This is a genomic window from Vibrio parahaemolyticus (assembly GCF_900460535.1).
GTDB lineage: Bacteria > Pseudomonadota > Gammaproteobacteria > Enterobacterales > Vibrionaceae > Vibrio > Vibrio parahaemolyticus.
Genome location: NZ_UHIL01000001.1, coordinates 2529486 through 2546167 on the forward strand (window position 1 = coordinate 2529486; position 16682 = coordinate 2546167).

The 16682-nt window shown below is 47.6% G+C and carries 16 protein-coding genes; all 16 read right to left on the minus strand.

Features of this window, described 5'->3' with window-relative positions:
* Positions 1–18 precede the first annotated feature (18 nt).
* Positions 19–2253 (minus strand): chemotaxis protein CheA, encoded by a 2235-nt coding sequence (locus tag DYB02_RS13010; RefSeq protein ID WP_005457777.1) that lies wholly within the window; start codon positions 2251–2253, stop codon positions 19–21.
* A gap of 9 nt (positions 2254–2262) precedes the next feature.
* Entirely contained in the window at positions 2263–3003 is a 741-nt protein-coding gene (locus DYB02_RS13015) for a protein phosphatase CheZ (protein WP_005457755.1), read from the minus strand.
* A 118-nt stretch (positions 3004–3121) separates the two neighbouring features.
* Positions 3122–3490 (minus strand): chemotaxis response regulator CheY, encoded by a 369-nt coding sequence (gene cheY / locus DYB02_RS13020; protein WP_021451399.1) that lies wholly within the window; start codon positions 3488–3490, stop codon positions 3122–3124.
* 45 nt (positions 3491–3535) lie between these two features.
* Complete coding sequence (locus DYB02_RS13025; RefSeq protein ID WP_005457739.1) at positions 3536–4270, minus strand: RNA polymerase sigma factor FliA; 735 nt, start codon at positions 4268–4270, stop codon at positions 3536–3538.
* Positions 4263–5150 (minus strand): MinD/ParA family protein, encoded by an 888-nt coding sequence (locus tag DYB02_RS13030; protein WP_005457698.1) that lies wholly within the window; start codon positions 5148–5150, stop codon positions 4263–4265. The genes DYB02_RS13025 and DYB02_RS13030 overlap by 8 nt, the downstream gene beginning before the upstream one ends.
* A 14-nt stretch (positions 5151–5164) precedes the next feature.
* On the minus strand, positions 5165–6676 hold the full coding sequence (gene flhF, locus DYB02_RS13035) for a flagellar biosynthesis GTPase FlhF (protein WP_029803911.1): 1512 nt from the start codon (positions 6674–6676) through the stop codon (positions 5165–5167).
* A 28-nt stretch (positions 6677–6704) separates the two neighbouring features.
* A complete protein-coding gene (gene flhA / locus DYB02_RS13040; RefSeq protein ID WP_005457662.1) occupies positions 6705–8804 on the minus strand; it encodes a flagellar biosynthesis protein FlhA in 2100 nt (699 codons plus the stop codon).
* A 229-nt stretch (positions 8805–9033) separates the two neighbouring features.
* Positions 9034–10164: a flagellar biosynthesis protein FlhB gene (gene flhB / locus DYB02_RS13045; RefSeq protein WP_005457645.1), complete on the minus strand. Its 1131-nt coding sequence runs from the start codon at positions 10162–10164 to the stop codon at positions 9034–9036.
* 9 nt (positions 10165–10173) lie between these two features.
* Positions 10174–10956 (minus strand): flagellar biosynthetic protein FliR, encoded by a 783-nt coding sequence (gene fliR, locus DYB02_RS13050; RefSeq protein WP_005481059.1) that lies wholly within the window; start codon positions 10954–10956, stop codon positions 10174–10176.
* An 8-nt stretch (positions 10957–10964) separates the two neighbouring features.
* On the minus strand, positions 10965–11234 hold the full coding sequence (gene fliQ, locus DYB02_RS13055) for a flagellar biosynthesis protein FliQ (RefSeq protein ID WP_005457784.1): 270 nt from the start codon (positions 11232–11234) through the stop codon (positions 10965–10967).
* 26 nt (positions 11235–11260) lie between these two features.
* On the minus strand, positions 11261–12130 hold the full coding sequence (gene fliP / locus DYB02_RS13060) for a flagellar type III secretion system pore protein FliP (protein ID WP_029803910.1): 870 nt from the start codon (positions 12128–12130) through the stop codon (positions 11261–11263).
* Positions 12117–12530, minus strand: a complete 414-nt coding sequence (gene fliO, locus DYB02_RS13065) for a flagellar biosynthetic protein FliO (RefSeq protein WP_005457659.1) — start codon at positions 12528–12530, stop codon at positions 12117–12119. The genes fliP and fliO overlap by 14 nt, the downstream gene beginning before the upstream one ends.
* A 1-nt stretch (position 12531) precedes the next feature.
* Entirely contained in the window at positions 12532–12942 is a 411-nt protein-coding gene (fliN, locus tag DYB02_RS13070; RefSeq protein WP_005457660.1) for a flagellar motor switch protein FliN, read from the minus strand.
* A gap of 51 nt (positions 12943–12993) precedes the next feature.
* Positions 12994–14040 (minus strand): flagellar motor switch protein FliM, encoded by a 1047-nt coding sequence (gene fliM, locus DYB02_RS13075; RefSeq protein ID WP_005457756.1) that lies wholly within the window; start codon positions 14038–14040, stop codon positions 12994–12996.
* A 7-nt stretch (positions 14041–14047) separates the two neighbouring features.
* Positions 14048–14551 carry a flagellar basal body-associated protein FliL gene (fliL, locus tag DYB02_RS13080; protein ID WP_005457696.1) on the minus strand — a complete coding sequence of 168 codons (504 nt, stop codon included), beginning with the start codon at positions 14549–14551 and terminating at the stop codon, positions 14048–14050.
* A gap of 49 nt (positions 14552–14600) precedes the next feature.
* Positions 14601–16541, minus strand: coding sequence for a flagellar hook-length control protein FliK (locus DYB02_RS13085; RefSeq protein WP_029803908.1), 1941 nt, complete (start codon positions 16539–16541; stop codon positions 14601–14603).
* Positions 16542–16682: the final 141 nt, after the last annotated feature.

Below are 16682 nucleotides of genomic sequence, written 5' to 3' on the forward strand. Positions count from 1 at the left end.
CCTTTTCTTTACGTCAGCTTAGATGCGCGAAGCTGCTGCGTATTGCTTCAATAGATCTGGCACATCAAGAATCAATGCAATGTGACCATCACTGGTAATCGTCGCACCAGCCATACCTGGTGTACCTTGCAATAAGTTATCTAATGGCTTGATAACCACTTCTTCTTGACCGATAAGCGTGTCGACGACAAAACCAACGCGTTGGCTGCCGATCTGCACAATCACAACATGACCATGACCGATGCGTTGCTCCACGCGAGGAGACTTAGACGCCAACCAGTTTTGTAGGTAGAACAGTGGAATAGACTTATCGCGAACGATGATGGTTAACTGACCATCTACCACGTTGGTGCGGCTTAAATCTAAGTGGAAAATCTCATTTACTGACGCAAGTGGTAGTGCAAACGGATGACCGCCAACACCCACCATTAAGGTCGGCAAAATCGCAAGAGTCAGTGGCACTTTGATGGTGATCTTCGTGCCCTTGCCTAGCTCTGAATCGATGTCGATAGAGCCGTTTAAGGTGTTGATCGCCGTCTTAACTACGTCCATACCTACACCGCGGCCTGAAATATCAGAGATTTTCTCTTTACTTGAGAAGCCAGGGGCGAAGATAAGGTTGAAACACTCTTTGTCCGATAGACGCGCTGCTGCATCTTCGTCCATCATGCCGCGTTTTACCGCAATGCCACGAAGTTTATTAGGATCCATACCGCCACCGTCATCAACGATAGCCAATTCGATATGGTCACCTTCTTGTGAAGCAGATAGGATGACTTTACCAGTGCGCGATTTACCCGCTTTTACGCGGTCTTCTGGCATTTCAATGCCGTGGTCAACCGAGTTGCGCACCAAGTGGATCAATGGATCCGCTAGCGCTTCTACTAGGTTTTTATCGAGATCGGTTTCTTCACCGCGCATTTCCAGCACGATGTCTTTATTTAGGTTACGCGCCAAGTCACGTACAACGCGAGGGAAACGGCCAAATACTTTCTTAATTGGCTGCATGCGCGTTTTCATTACTGCACCTTGAAGGTCTGCAGTAACAACGTCTAGGTTTGCCACAGCTTTCGACATTTCTTCATTGTCGCTGTTCAAACCAAGACTTAATAAGCGGTTACGTACCAACACGAGCTCACCCACCATGTTCATGATGGTATCTAGCGTTGATGTATCAACACGTACCGTCGCTTCTGCTTGTGGCTTTTTCACCGCTGGTGCAGACGCTTTTGGCTCCTCTTTCACCGCCACAGGTTTTGCTGCTGGCTTAGGAGCAGAGGCTGGCGTTGAAACCGGAGCCGGCTGCGCAACAGGTGCTGGTTTTGGCGCTTCTGGAGCTAAAGCGGAAGCAGGCTTAGTTGCCATATCAAGCTCTTCAAGCGTTGGGCCTTTGCCCGCACCGTGTAGCTCGTCAAGCAGCTTCTCAAACTCTTCATCGGTCATCAGGTCGCTATCGCCTGAAGCAGCTGAAACCGCAGGAGCAGCAGGTTCTGGTGCTTTAGGCGTCTCTACAGGAGCGGCAGTTGCTGCTGAAGGGCTCTGACCAACACCATGCAATTCATCGAGAAGACGTTCGAATTCGTCATCGGTGATATCGCCATTGTCCAGAACAGGCGCACTTGCTTGAACAGGTGCAGCCGCTGTTGGAGCTGATGTCGATGCGCCTGGTGCAGCACCTTTACCGTGCAGCTCATCAAGAAGCTTTTCAAACTCGTCTTGAGTAATTTCGTCGACAGAACCTATAGAACCCGCCTCCGTTATGTCGGCTGCAGGGGCAGCTGGCACTTCGTTAGCAGGTTCTGGGATAACTGGTTCTGGAGTAACGATAGGTTCTTCAACCACTGTAGCTACTTCGTCTTCAGACTCAGGCTTACATAGACGGTGCAGTTCATCCAGCAATGCAGGGTCTGCAGCTTCTAACGCTTCTCGATCTTGCACAGCTTGGAACTGGGTATTTACCGTATCCAACGCCTTCAACATGGTATCCATGAGGCTTGGCGTTACAGAACGTTGGCCATTTCGCAACACGTCGAACACGTTCTCTGCACCGTGGCAGGTGTCGACCAGTTCTGCTAAGGATAGGAAACCGGCACCACCTTTCACGGTATGAAAACCGCGGAAGATAGCATTAAGTAAGTCTTTGTCTTCTGGATTGTTTTCTAACTCAACCAGCTGCTCAGAAAGCAGCTCTAGGATTTCTCCGGCCTCAATTAGAAAGTCCTGAAGGATATCTTCGTCTAAATCGTAGCTCATACGTTACCTTTAAAATCCAAGACTGGACAACAAGTCATCGACTTCGTCCTGCGATGAAACCGCATCTTCTCTCAGTTCTGGATGAAGAATAGGGCCTTCGGCTTCGCTTGATTGTTTAATCTTTTTATCTGCCGGTTCTGACAAAACTTGAACCTGTTCTGCTGGTTTTTGGCCAGAGAATACGGTGAGGATTTCCACCAAACGGCCTTCTACTTCGTTTACCAGCGTAATTACGCGACGAATAATTTGACCCGTTAAGTCTTGGAAGTCTTGCGCCATAAGAATTTCGGTCAACTGACCGCGCAATTCAGTGCTATCACCTTCGACCTGAACAAGCAGTTTGTCGATACGGTGACACAGAGCTTTGAATTCGCTTAATTCAATGCGCCCGTACATGAGTTCATTCCATTGAGGACGAACTTGTTGAAGGCAATCATGCAGGTTATCGGCGATTGGAAGGCAGCAATCTACTGCATCCATCGTCTTGTTTGCTGCCAGTTCCGTTTTCTCGATCACATAGTGCAGACGATCCCGAGCATTCGGGATTTCATCTTTAGCTATTTCGGTCATGCGTTGATCGAGGTTGAACTGCTTTAGTGAATCATGAAGGTCTCGAGTCAGTGTTCCGATTTCTTGCAAAACCGGATTCTCTGTACCTTCATATAGCGAGGCAACAAGCATGTTCGCTTGATCTTGTTCCCCGTTTTCTAGCATTTGAACGAGCGACTTCGCCTGCTCTAGTGAGATCATTCTGAATAGACCCTTTTACGTTTAGTTCTTCTTATCGCTTCGAAAACGTCAAACGAGTCATTTTATGTGTATGTATTATTTGGAATAAACGACTCGAATAACAAAGAGAAAGAGAGAGTTATAAACGTTCGAAAATTTTCTCTAATTTTTCTTTTAGTGTTGCAGCAGTAAATGGCTTAACAATGTAGCCGTTTACACCTGCTTGAGCAGCTTCGATGATCTGCTCACGCTTCGCTTCAGCCGTGATCATAAGTACAGGAAGGTGCTTAAGCTCTGCATCGGCACGGATGTGTTTAAGCAGATCGATACCTTGCATTCCTGGCATATTCCAGTCGGTTACAACAAAATCGAAGTCACCTTTTTTCAGCATTGGTAATGCAGTTAAACCGTCGTCGGCTTCTTGAGTGTTATTGAAACCCAAGTCACGAAGCAGGTTTTTAACAATACGGCGCATTGTTGAGAAATCGTCAACAATAAGGATCTTCATGTTTTTATTCAAAATTGCCTCCACTGAATCGTAAAATCAGTGTTTTTAGTCATTTTGTGTCCACGCACTGAGCTTGGTGCGTAAACGTTGCATCGCTTGGCTTAGTATTTGGCTTACACGAGATTCGCTTACACCTAATACATCACCAATTTCTTTCAAATTGAGTTCTTCGTCATAATAAAGCGAAAGTACTAAAGCTTCACGCTCTGGAAGCTGTTTTATTGATTCAACCAGTGCTTTTCTGAACGATTCATCTGCTACACCCTTAAATGGGTTGCTGTCATCAGTTTCATCTGCTGGTGAAATCACATCATCAGAAACGCCTAAATCTTCAATACCAACTAATCTTGAGCAGTTTATATCGGTCAGAGCACTATGATATTGATCCAGTGACATCCCGAGATGTGCTGCTACTTCAGAATCTGTCGGATCACGATTTAACACGCCTTCCAGCTCTGCGACCGCTTGATTAATTTCGCGATTATTCTTATGAACAGAACGCGGTACCCAGTCACCTTTGCGCATGTCATCTAACATGGCGCCACGAATACGGATACCAGCATAAGTTTCAAAGCTCGCACCTTTAGAACCATCATAATTCTGCTGAGCTTCGATAAGACCGATCATGCCGGCCTGAATTAAATCCTCTACCTGAACACTCGGCGGTAAACGGCCTAACAGGTGGTGAGCAATACGCTTAACCAACACAGAGTAGCGTTCAATGAACGCTTGCTGACTATTAAACTTGCCATGCTGGTCATAGGTTATCGCTTTATTCACCAAAAGGGTCCTCTGCGAATTCGGTACGATTTAGCAACCTTTCCACAAAAAATTCCAAGTGTCCACTTGGTGTTTTCGGCAGTGGCCACATCAGCGCTTTGTTTGCCAATGAGCTGATAGCTAAAGCCGCAGGAGAGCGAGGGAACGCATCAACGACAATTTTTTGTCTTTTTACGGCTTGTCGTACTTTATCATCTAATGGAATACATGCTACGAGCTCAAGGCTTACATTCAAGAACCGCTCTGTGACTAGCGTCAACTTTGCAAACAATTCTCGACCTTCTCGGTAGCTTCTGACCATATTTGCAACAACTTTAAAGCGTTGGACTTGGTGTTCTTTGCTCAAAAGCTTAATTAGTGCATAAGCATCAGTGATAGAAGTCGGTTCGTCACAGACTACTACAACTACATCTTGAGCTGCACGAGAAAAACTAATAACCATATCAGAAATGCCAGCTGCTGTATCAATTAGCAGGATGTCCATTTCATCTTCAAGACTACCAAATGCGCGGATGAGTCCAGCATGTTGAGCATGAGAAAGCTCTGTCATGCTTTGTGTGCCAGAAGTTGCAGGGATTATCTTTATACCATAAGGGCCTTCAACAATCGCATCTTTTAGCTCACATTCACCCGCTAGCACATGTCCCAGGTTACGTTTTGAACGAATTCCGAGCATTACGTCAACATTAGCCAGACCTAGGTCAGCGTCGAGAACCATCACCTTTTTGCCTTGGCGAGCCATGCAGATCGCCAGACCCAGCGTTACGTTAGATTTCCCCACACCACCTTTGCCGCCAGTAACAGCAATCACTTTTGTCAACGATGGTTGTGTTAAGCGACGGAGGCCGCTTGCTTGATCGTGTATCATATTCTCAGTCATAGTAGTCCGCCGCCCTAGAGTCCTTCGTTGTCACTGTTCCAAAAGTGAGGTTCGTTCTCTGTCGACTTCTCTAACAGTTCGTTTGCTTTCGCAAGCATGTATTTTGGTTGTGCTATCACAATGTCTTCAGGCACGCGTTGACCATTTGCTATGTAAGCCACTGGCATTGCGTTTTGAATCACCACACTAATGAATTCACCTAAACTTAATGACTCATCAAGCTTAGTGAGAATACAACCCGACAGCGGAATGCGTCGGAAGTGATCAAGAGTTTCTTGTAGAACTCGACGTTGTGCGGTAGCTGGCAAAACAAGGTAGCTATGAATCACTTCACCACTCTCTTGCATTAGGGTATCGAGCTGCTCGGAAAGCCTAACATCTCTTTGTCCCATCCCTGCCGTATCGACCAAAATCAGTCTTCTGTTTCTTAGCTGATATATAACATCGGCTAATTCGTTAGAATCTTTAGCAACTCTTACAGGACAACCCATAATTCTCCCGTAAATGGAGAGTTGCTCATGTGCACCTATGCGATATGTATCTGTTGTCACAAGGGCCACATTGTCGGCACCGTATTCCATGGCTGCGCGTGCAGCAAGCTTCGCGACAGTTGTCGTTTTTCCGACGCCTGTAGGGCCAAGCAATGCAACCACACCACCACGTTTTAAAATATCTTGTTTTGGTATGTTAATTTGATCCGCAACGAGTGACAGCAACGCCTTCCACGCACGTGCAGGCTTGGTGTCTTCTGGGATGTAACATGCCATTTGGTCTGCAAGCTCAGGAGACACGCCCATACGCTCTAAGCGTTTGATAAGCATGGCTCTTAATGGCTCACGACGTTCCACTTCTTGCCACATTAAACCGGAGACTTGATGTTCCAGCAGACGACGAATCGAGGTCATCTCTTCGCGCATATTCTCCAGCTCTTTTGCTGACTCGTCACGCTCTTCAGAGGATGGGCGACGACGGTCATAGCGCGTAGGATCTAACTTCGGCGTTGGTCGCTCAAAACGGTTATCTTGAGCAATCAATTTCGCCAAAGGAGAGTCCGGCTGGTATGGCACGGGCTTTTCTTGGTTGTAGCTTTCGCGGTGCTTATTTTGGCGTTGCAATAGGGCTGATAACGAATCTTCGTTTTCCGCAACATGATCGTCAGACTCTGCTGCGCCACCACTGTATTGCTTCAGCATGTTCGCGAATCGCTGTGTCATCGAGCCTGATTTTTCTTTGCTGTTTTGTAGGCTAATTTTATCTTCATCTAAACTGCGATCTTGAAAACGATCGGCCGCTGATGACGACATTTGACGATGTTCGTTATAGCGATTCGATTGAGAAGCACCACGATTTGATTGCGAAGAAGCACTGGATGAAGGCGGATTGGATTCATTATCCACTGCAGCAACAATCGCTACACCGCCTGCCACTTTCTTGTTTGACATGATCACCGCATCTGCACCCAACTCCTCTTTCACTTGGAGCAGCGCTGATCGCATGTCTTTGGCAAAAAATCGCTTTATTTTCAAACTATGAATCCATTAATGATGCGTGAGATTAATTACCCACGGCTTGCACAATTCTGATCTGTTTTTCATCCGGTATTTCTTGATAAGACAGTACCCGGAGATTAGGTATTGTGTTCTTCACAAACTTAGCCAGTGTGGATCGCAACACGCCAGACGTAAGTAGAACGGCAGGTTCGCCCTTCAACTCTTGCTCTTGCGTTGCATGGCTTAGTGAAGACTGCAAACGTTCAGCGAGTCCTGGCTCAATGCCAGCAGATTCACCTCCCGAGGCTTGCATAGTTTGATGCAATATTTGTTCCAGCTCAGGAATCAAGGTAATCACAGGCAGTTCTGGCTCTATACCATTGATTTCCTGAACAATTAGGCGTTTCAGACTGATTCGAACCGCCGCTGTTAATATGTCAGGTTCTTGACTCTTACTTGAGTACTCAGCCAAGGTTTGTACGATGGTACGAATGTCGCGAATAGGAATGGCTTCATTCAACAAGTTCTGCAACACTTTCACCACCACACCTAATGGGAGTTGATCCGGTACGAAGTTCTCCACCAATTTCGGTGCACTTCGGCCTAGCATCTCCAATAAATTCTGTACTTCTTCATGACCAATCAACTGCGATGCGTTGTTGGTTAATAACTGACTTAGATGCGTTGCCAATACCGTCGATGAATCCACCACGGTATAACCGAGAGCCTGAGCGTGCTCGCGCTGCTCTTCACGAATCCACACGGCTTCTAGGCCGAATGCCGGGTCCATGGTCGGTTCGCCATCAATCATGCCGTAAACCTGACCAGGGTTAATCGCCAATTCTTGGTCTGGGCGAATTTCCGCTTCACCCACCGCAACGCCCATCAGGGTAATTCTGTAGCTGTTTGGCGTCAGCTCAAGGTTGTCGCGAATGTGTACAGCTGGGATCAAGAAACCAAAATCTTGTGAGAGCTTTTTACGAACGCCTTTCACGCGCTCTAATAACTCTCCGCCTTGGTCACGATCCACCAGCGGGATTAATCGATACCCCACTTCTAAACCAATAATATCAACAGGTTGAACGTCATCCCACGACAACTCACGTTGAGAAATGGGCTCGCTGCCATCTTCTGCTTTCGCAGGTAATGCTGGTTCTTTTGCTTTTTGCTTCTGACGCTTGTCAATTAAGTAAGCACCCGCGCCAGCAGCAACGGCCAACGTTAAGAAAGCAAAATGCGGCATGCCCGGTACGATACCCATCACGCCCAAAATTGCCGCCGTGATCATCAACGCTTTCGGGTTGTCGAACATTTGGAAAACCAACTGCTCGCCCATGTCTTCATCGGTGTTTTGGCGCGTTACCATCATCGCCGCTGCAATTGACAGCAATAGAGATGGAATTTGAGCAACCAGACCATCACCGATCGTTAGCAAGGTATAGATTTGGATCGCTTCACCAAAGCCTAACCCGTACTGCGCCATACCAATCGACAGACCGCCGATGATGTTGATAAACAGAATCAAAATACCGGCTATCGCATCGCCTTTTACAAACTTAGACGCACCATCCATTGAGCCGTAGAAGTCTGCCTCTTTAGTCACTTCAAAACGACGCACGCGCGCTTGCTCTTGGTCGATAAGGCCTGCGTTTAAGTCCGCATCAATCGCCATCTGTTTACCAGGCAACGCATCAAGGGTGAAACGAGCGCTCACCTCAGAAATACGCCCCGCACCTTTGGTCACAACCATAAAGTTAATGATCATCAAGATGAGGAAGACGACTAAACCGACTGCGTAGTTACCGCCAATTACAACGTTACCAAACGCCTCGATAACGTTACCTGCCGCATTGCCCCCTTCATGGCCGTGAAGTAACACGACACGAGTAGACGCAACGTTCAGCGCCAAACGCAACAACGTTGCGATCAGCAGTACCGTCGGGAACGCGGCGAAATCTAACGGGCGGCGTGTATATACCGTCACCAACAACACCACCATGGCTAAGGCGATATTAAAGGTGAAGAACATATCCAGTAGGAACGCGGGTATCGGTAATACCACCATCGCAAGGGTGGCCAAAACCATGACAGGCGCGCCAATAGCTGGCATCTCACGCTGACGAATTCGTGGCAATTTATCTGCAAACGGCAGGCTTAACTTCATACTGCGAGGTATCTCAATCGAATTGAAGCGTCACGCGAATACGCACTTTAATACGTATGTCTAATGTTTATACGCGACCACTTTCGCCTAAAAGTTTAGGTATAGTTGATAATTAGTCGACTTAAGCAATCTATGTACCAAAATCAACGCCAAAATAATGACTCAAAGCTAAATAACAGCACAATCCATTGATTGTTTTATATTTTTCTTAATTTTGCTTTTTGTACGATTAATGACGATGTTCCGGCGGGATTGGCAAGTCATAATCTTGAATTTTCGGTCGCTGACCACCACGTTTGCGGTACTGTTTTAACTGGAACACAAACGCCAGCACTTGCGCGACCGCGGTAAACAGACCGTCAGGAATTTCTTGTTCCAACTCAGTGGTATGGTAAAGCGCACGTGCAAGTGGTGGAGCAGGCACAATCGTAATGTCGTGCTCGCGTGCCACTTCTCGAATTTTCATCGCCATATGATCCGTACCTTTCGCTATCACGACTGGCGCACGATCTGTTTTCTGCTTATAACGCAGCGCCACTGAATAGTGCTCCGGGTTGGTGACAATAACGTCTGCTTGAGGTACATCGGCCATCATCCGGCGTTGTGCCGCCTCCCTTTGCAGCATACGAATACGACCTTTCACCTCTGGCTTACCTTCGGTTTCTTTGTATTCGTCTTTCACTTCTTGCTTGGTCATCTTCAACTGATCGGCGTGCTGCCAAATCTGGAACGGTATATCGATGGCCACAACAATCAATAACGAGCAGCTGATCAACAAGATGAAGTTGAGCAAAATATCCAGCGCGTGGAAAATGTTCTGCGGGTAAACATCCATGCTAAGTTGGATCAAATCCGCTTGCGACGCTTGGATCAAATACATGGCAACGCCTGTCACCAACACCACTTTCAAGATCGATTTGATCAGTTCAACCCAACTTTGCATGCCCACCATGCGTTTTAAACCGCTCAGAGGGTTCATTTTGGACAGCTTAGGCATTGCCGCTTCGGCAGAAAAGCTAATGCCCCCAACCCCTGCTGCACCAATCGTCGCCGCCACAAACAACGTGATAAGGATGAGAAACAGTGGAAAAAGCAAATCTGTCATTGCGCCTAATGCGATATCAAACAGCTTTGTTGTGTCAAAGATTTCGTCGCGTTTGAGGTCGAACAAACGACTCATAATGGAAAACAGCGAACGTGCAAGTGACTCGCCAAACCACATCAGAGCGATAGCACCCACAATCAGCACTGACGCCGATGCGAGCTCTTTTGAGCGTGCGACCTGCCCCTTTTCTCTGGCTTGTTGTAACCGTCGGGGCGTGGCTTCTTCGGTGCGTTCCTGACCGTCTGACTCTGCCAAACCAGCCTCCTAACAATCCAAGCGAATGAGGCTACAAATCTGCTCCTCACCCAATGCCCAGTACAATTCATAATGACTGTATAGACCAGCCAAGATGTACCAGCAAATCAATAGACCCACCATCAATGCAAACGCAAAGCCGAGCGAGAAAATGTTCAGCTGAGGCGCGGCACGCGTCATTACACCAAACGACAAGTTGATAGTAAGCAGCGCGATGATGCCTGATAGCGACATACTCAGAGCAGTTTTGAACATAATGCCAAGCCAACCCGCCATATCACGAAAATCCACCGCGGTAAGCGTGCCCGACCCTATAGGTAGGGTTTTAAAGCTGAACACCACCAGTTGCAGCATTTTTAAGTGACCATCGGTTGCGAGGAAAAACATGGTGGTCAAGAACATGAATAATTGACCGAGCAATGGCGTGTTCTGACCATTGGCAGGATCGACCATCGACGCAAAACCTAAGCTCGATTGCATACCAAGGATTTGCCCGAGCAACACAAACGTTTGGATCATAAATTGCGTCACCATGCCCATCGCGACGCCAATGATCATCTGCTCTGCGATGGTCATAAAACCACGAAATGAGAGCAGTTGAATGTCTTGCGGAACAGCAGGAATAGCGGGCATCACGGCAAAAGTAATCGCAAGGCCGAGATACAAACGAATACGAGGAGAAACAAAGCGAGCGCCAGTAACGGTCATTACCATCAACATCGACGAGATACGAACGTACGGCCAAAAATAATTGGCTATCCAGTCTAAGATGATTTGAGTGGGATACTCCATACCAGCCTCTAGTACAGAACCTGAGGCAAGCGCTCAATCAAGCCGAAGAAATATTCCATCAGCATTTGCGTCATCCAGTGACCAAACAGCATCAAAGCTAACAAAGTCACGATCAAACGAGGTAAGAAGCTTAATGTCTGTTCGTTAATTGACGTCGCGGCTTGAAAAATCGCCACGACCAAACCGATGAGCAAACTAGGGATAATAATGGCACAGACCATGATCAACACCATCCACAGTGCCTCACGGAAAAGCTCGACAAACATTTCAGGAGTCATGTCTTACCTCTTTTCTCTGTGCCAATCTAAAGGGCAAAACTGCCGGCTAAGGTCGACAATATCAAGTTCCAACCATCCACCAACACAAACAGCATTAACTTAAACGGCAGCGATACAATCATTGGCGATAGCATCATCATACCCATGGCCATCAAAACCGATGCCACCACCAAGTCGATGATCAAGAACGGCAGAAACAACATGAAACCGATTTGGAACGCCGTTTTCAGCTCCGAGGTGATAAAAGCGGGAATCAACACCGCCATCGAGACATCTTCTGGATTGGTTACTTGCTCGCCCGACATATTTACGAAGGTTTCCAAATCCTTAATGCGCGTTTGCTTAAGCATGAAGGCCTTCATCGGCACTTGCGCTGCATCAAATGCTTCGCGCGCTGTCACTTGTTCGTTGATGTATGGCTGGATAGCCGTGTCATTGATTTCGTTGAGCACAGGAGACATGACAAAGAAGGTCAAGAAAAGCGCGATGCCAATGATCACCTGATTCGATGGTGTTTGTTGTAAGCCCATCGCCTGACGCAGAATCGACATTACCACCACAATTCGGGTGAAAGACGTCATCAAAATCACCATTGCTGGCAAGAAGCCCAGCATGGTCATTAAGGCGAGAATTTGCAATGTAACAGAATAGTCTTCACTGCCATCCGGATTGGTGGTCATGGTGAAAGCTGGAATACCCGCACCGTTGCCAACCGACATAGAGCGACTTGCTCCGGTATCGCTTTGCATGGCCTGAACCGTCACACTGCTCCCTTCTGCTAAATTCGCAGGCAGCGGTGATTCCTCTGCCTCAGCAAACGAAAATGAAGAAAACAGCACGCCAACCAGTAGCACCAAAGTGCTAAAAAGCAGACGGATTGGATTACCCTTTGTCATTTTTCTTGATCAGTTGGCTGAACTGACTGGCAAAAGCATTGGTCGCCAACTCTTCCTCTTTCAATGGCTTTTCTAGCTTGGCTAAGGTTTGGATCGATTGACTAGTGATGCCCACCAAAAACTGCTCTTCTCCAACCTGAACCACGGCGATTCGCTCTTTGGTGCCGACAGGTAATTGGCTCACGATGCGTAAACCTTTTTGCTGCCCTAACGCCGGCACTTGCATGCGTTTAAGCAACCATGCCAACAGCAAAATGACACCAATAACCAGCACAAGTGAACCCAAGGTGGTTGCTAAATCGAGATTACTGGGTGCAGCCGCAAATGCGTAAGGAGCACTCAGCATTAAACCGAGTGCTCCTGTGATTTGCTTCAATCTCTTTGTGATTGAACTTGTCATATTAACGCAGCTTTTTGATGCGTTCAGTTTGGCTGATCACATCAGTCAAACGGATACCAAACTTGTCGTTCACTACCACGACTTCGCCGTGCGCAATCAACGTACCGTTAACCAAGACATCAAGCGATTCACCCGCTAGGCGGTCTAGCTCTACGACCGAACCTTGGTTCAATTGCAATAGGTTACGAATGCTGATTTGCGAACGTCCCACTTCCATCGAGATGGTAACGGGAATGTCCATGATGGTATCGAGTTTACGACGTTCATCGTCGGTAATTGGTCGAGAAGTATCTTTCAGCTCTTCCAGTGGCGCTGCCAATACTTCATCTACATCAATAGAAGGTGCAGACGGGTCTTCGCCAAGAGCGGCTGCCCATTCGTCTGCTAGCTTTTGATCGTCACTTGGTTCCATTTTTCTATCCTGTGTTAAGCCTTACTCAATCAAATCAACGAGTAAGGAGTCTTAATCATCTCTATCATCGTCATTCTCAAGCTCAGACATGATGTCTTTGCCCAAGAAGGCTAAATCAGTTTTCACTACGTGTGGGCGTTCAATCTCTTGAGAGACTTGCACGGCAAGCTTGTCTTCAGAGCGACCCATTTTTACGCGGTAAGTCGGTAAATCTTCGATAAACATGGTAGCGTGCTCAGGCATTTCAATCGGAATAATGTCGCCTGGTTGCAGCTCCATCAAATCGCGCAACGATATGTCTTTTTCCAGCAAATTCACTCGGAAGTTTACCGGGCAGTCCATGATCTCTTCGCGCAGCGCTGAACTCCAACGTACGTCGGTTTCCATCTTGTCCGACTGAACACCAGCATCGAGCAACTCGCGGATTGGCTCGACCATGGAATACGGCATTACGACATGGAAGTCACCGCCACCGCCATCCACTTCAATATGAAATGAGCTCACGACAATCACTTCGGTCGGGCTCACGATGTTTGCCATGCTTGGGTTTACTTCAGAATCGAGGTATTCGAACTCGACGCCCATGACTGGCGACCACGCTTCTTTGTAGTCTTCAAACACAATTTTCAGCAGTAGCTGGATAATGCGACGCTCAGTTGGCGTAAATTCACGGCCTTCGATTTTGGCGTGGAAGCGGCCATCGCCACCAAAGAAGTTTTCTACCAGAATGAAGACGAGACGCGCTTCCATGGTAATCAATGCCGTACCTTTAAGAGGACGGAAGCGAACCATGTTCAAACTGGTTGGCACGTACAACGTATTTTGGTACTCGCCAAACTTCATCATCTGTACGCCGTTGATCGACACTTCGGCCGTTTTGCGCAGCATGTTAAACAGACTGATCCGCATGTGTCGTGCAAAACGCTCGTTAATCAGTTCGAGCGTTGGCATTCGACCACGGACAATCCTGTCTTGAGACGAGAAATCGAAACTGACGGCACCTTCCGTGTCGTTATCTAAGGGCTCATCAATGTCATCGACATCATCAACCCCGTGCAGTAGCGCATCAATTTCGTCTTGGCTTAATAGATCGGTCACGTTTTACCTATTGAATAACAAAATCTGTAAACAGTACTTTTTCAATCACTGGCTTGCCGACCGCAGCATTTAAAGCTGCTTTGATATCTTCGGAAGCTCGGTCTCGCAGTTCCACTCGACCCGTTGGAGAACGAAGCTGCTCTACCGTTGCCGATGCAAATGTTGATAACAAAGAGCTCTCAACCAACGGAGAATGGTAACGCGCCAACTGCTCATTCTCAGAGCCACGTACCATAAGCTGCGCTTTGATTTGCACCAGTCTATCGCGACGGTCACCCGTCACGTTAAAAATGAACGGTTGCGGAAGATTCACGTACGCAATTGGGTTAGCCGCTGCGGCCTGTGTTTGCTGTGACTCTGCCTCTGCGGCTTGAGCCGAATCATCCGATCCCATTAAAAAGAACGCCGCCGCGCCACCACCACCGAGCAGAACCACGACTGCAATAATGATGATCAGTAGCTTGCTTTTACCTTTTGGTGCATCGGCACCTTGTAGCTGTTCTTCTGCCATTGTTTTCTCTAATTATTTGTTCTTGTTCAAGATGGTTGAGGTTACGACATTAGGCGTAAAAACTAATTCCATCACGCTTTGAAACCACATTCAAATCAAGATTCACGTCGGCATCAAAGTTTTCGTCTGACTGGCCAGAAAAACCGCGTCCAGACGTGCCTTGGCCATTTTGTTCAGCCGCTGCGTAACCACTTTGCTGTTGTCCACTGCTTTGCTGCTGAACCGAGGAATCCGCCAGTTGCATCCCTTGTTGAGCCAACATTTCACGTAGACGAGGCAACGTTTGTTCAATAATGTCACGCGCTTGTGGGTTGGTAACCGTAAAATGCACGTTGGCCAAATCGTTGTTCATCGTCATGCGAATTTGCATACGGCCAAGCTCTGGTGGGTCAAGTCGGATGTCGAGGTTCTTCAAGTTCTTCGACATCATCATTTGTACTTTTTCCGCCACTTGCTCATTAGCGAGCTCTTTTGTTAATTGCAGAGGCAGTTGCGCTTGCTGAGCGGCTTCCGCTCGGGTTTGCTGTTGGGCTACTGCACCTTGTTGACCTGCTGCCGCTTGCAGCTGTCCTGCTAATCCGTATTGCGACTCTGGCTTATCTTGCTGGCTCGCCGTAGCTTTCAACGCACCTGCACTTAACGCGGCATTGATCGCTTTGTGGCTCACTTCACCATTAGCAGCCATTTGAACTGCTGGGTTGAAATTATTCGCCACCAGCGCATCAGGCATTGGTGCGGACGCAAGTTTATCGGCATGTTGAGCCATTGGCGCTTGCGCAGCGACGTGCTTCATCTCTTGCGCGTTCACGTATTGTGCTTGTTGCCCCATCGCGACTGCAGCGGCTGTGCGTTCGCTGCCGTTTCGTACATTGTTATGCTGCGATGTATTTTGCTCCGCAAGAATGGCTTTCACGTCCGTTGGCAGCGCAACCAACTGGGCTAGATCTTGCTCAGGAACATCCGCGACGACGTCACCCGCTCTCAAACCTTCAATGACATCGATTTCTTGTTCGCTTAGAGGTTTGCCTTGCGCCAACTTGGTATCAATGACTTCCAGCTCATCAATTGAAACCAGCTGAACCGCCTTACCTTCAAAGCCGACCGTCGCAGGGTCAAGTGACACCGAACCATCCAATGCACCTGAGGTGTTCGCCTGAGCTTGTTGCATTGCTGAAGCATCCATTACAGTAGGCGCATTCAGGTTTTGCCATTCGGTTGATTGAGACTGTAGCTTCTCAATATCAATCGGCTTTCCATTGGCATCTAAGATTGGTTCCAGTTGCTGCTCGGCCGCCAAATTCACTTGCTCAACAGAAAGCGTCGATTGCAACGCTGCTAGCGCTTTTGCGTCATCTGTTTCGACCAGTTTCGACACTGGAGCAGAAAAAGAAGTTGCTTGCGTCGCCTGTAGAGGCAAACCCTTGCCGCTATCAACAAAAGAATCATTGGTTTGCAATGCTTGGTTCGCTTGTTCAATACGACCGAGTAGTTGCTGACCTTCTCCCATCGCACTGGCCACCGCTATCTTATCTTGCGAGTCTGTGTTCTGAGCGCTTTGTTTTGAATCCAACTGAGCCTCTGACTCCATTGGCGACAAAGCTTGCTTAGCTACGACGGGGTCTTTACCTTCTTCTTGAAGTGATTCCGAAGTTTGCTCGGATTCGTCAGCAACGGCTTTTACGCCTTCATGCTCTAGCAATGCATCAGCCGCTTTTCCATCGACACTCTCACGGTTCGCGACTGATTCTTGGCTCTCGCCATTCTTCTCGACCGTTTCACCTTCTGTGGCGCTAACGTCGGTCTTTGCATCTGTACTTGCTGTTTGAGTGACCGCTTTTTCTGCTTTTTCTGCTTTTTGTGAACCTGTAAAAACTCCCGCTAAGGTTTCAAAAAAACCTTTGCTTTCAGAGCTTTCTGTAGGTGCTTTTGCGGAAGACTCAGAAGCCGAGGTCTTGTTAGTCGCAGAAACATTAGACAAATTCACATTCATAAAAACTTTCTCGTTTTTAGCTACGCCTTTTTATGGCGTAACCAGATTGCCCATCAGAGGCAAAATTAGATAATTAAACCATGAATTTGCAAAAATCACGCCAACGCATAAGGCTATTTTCCTGACGAACAACGCACACGA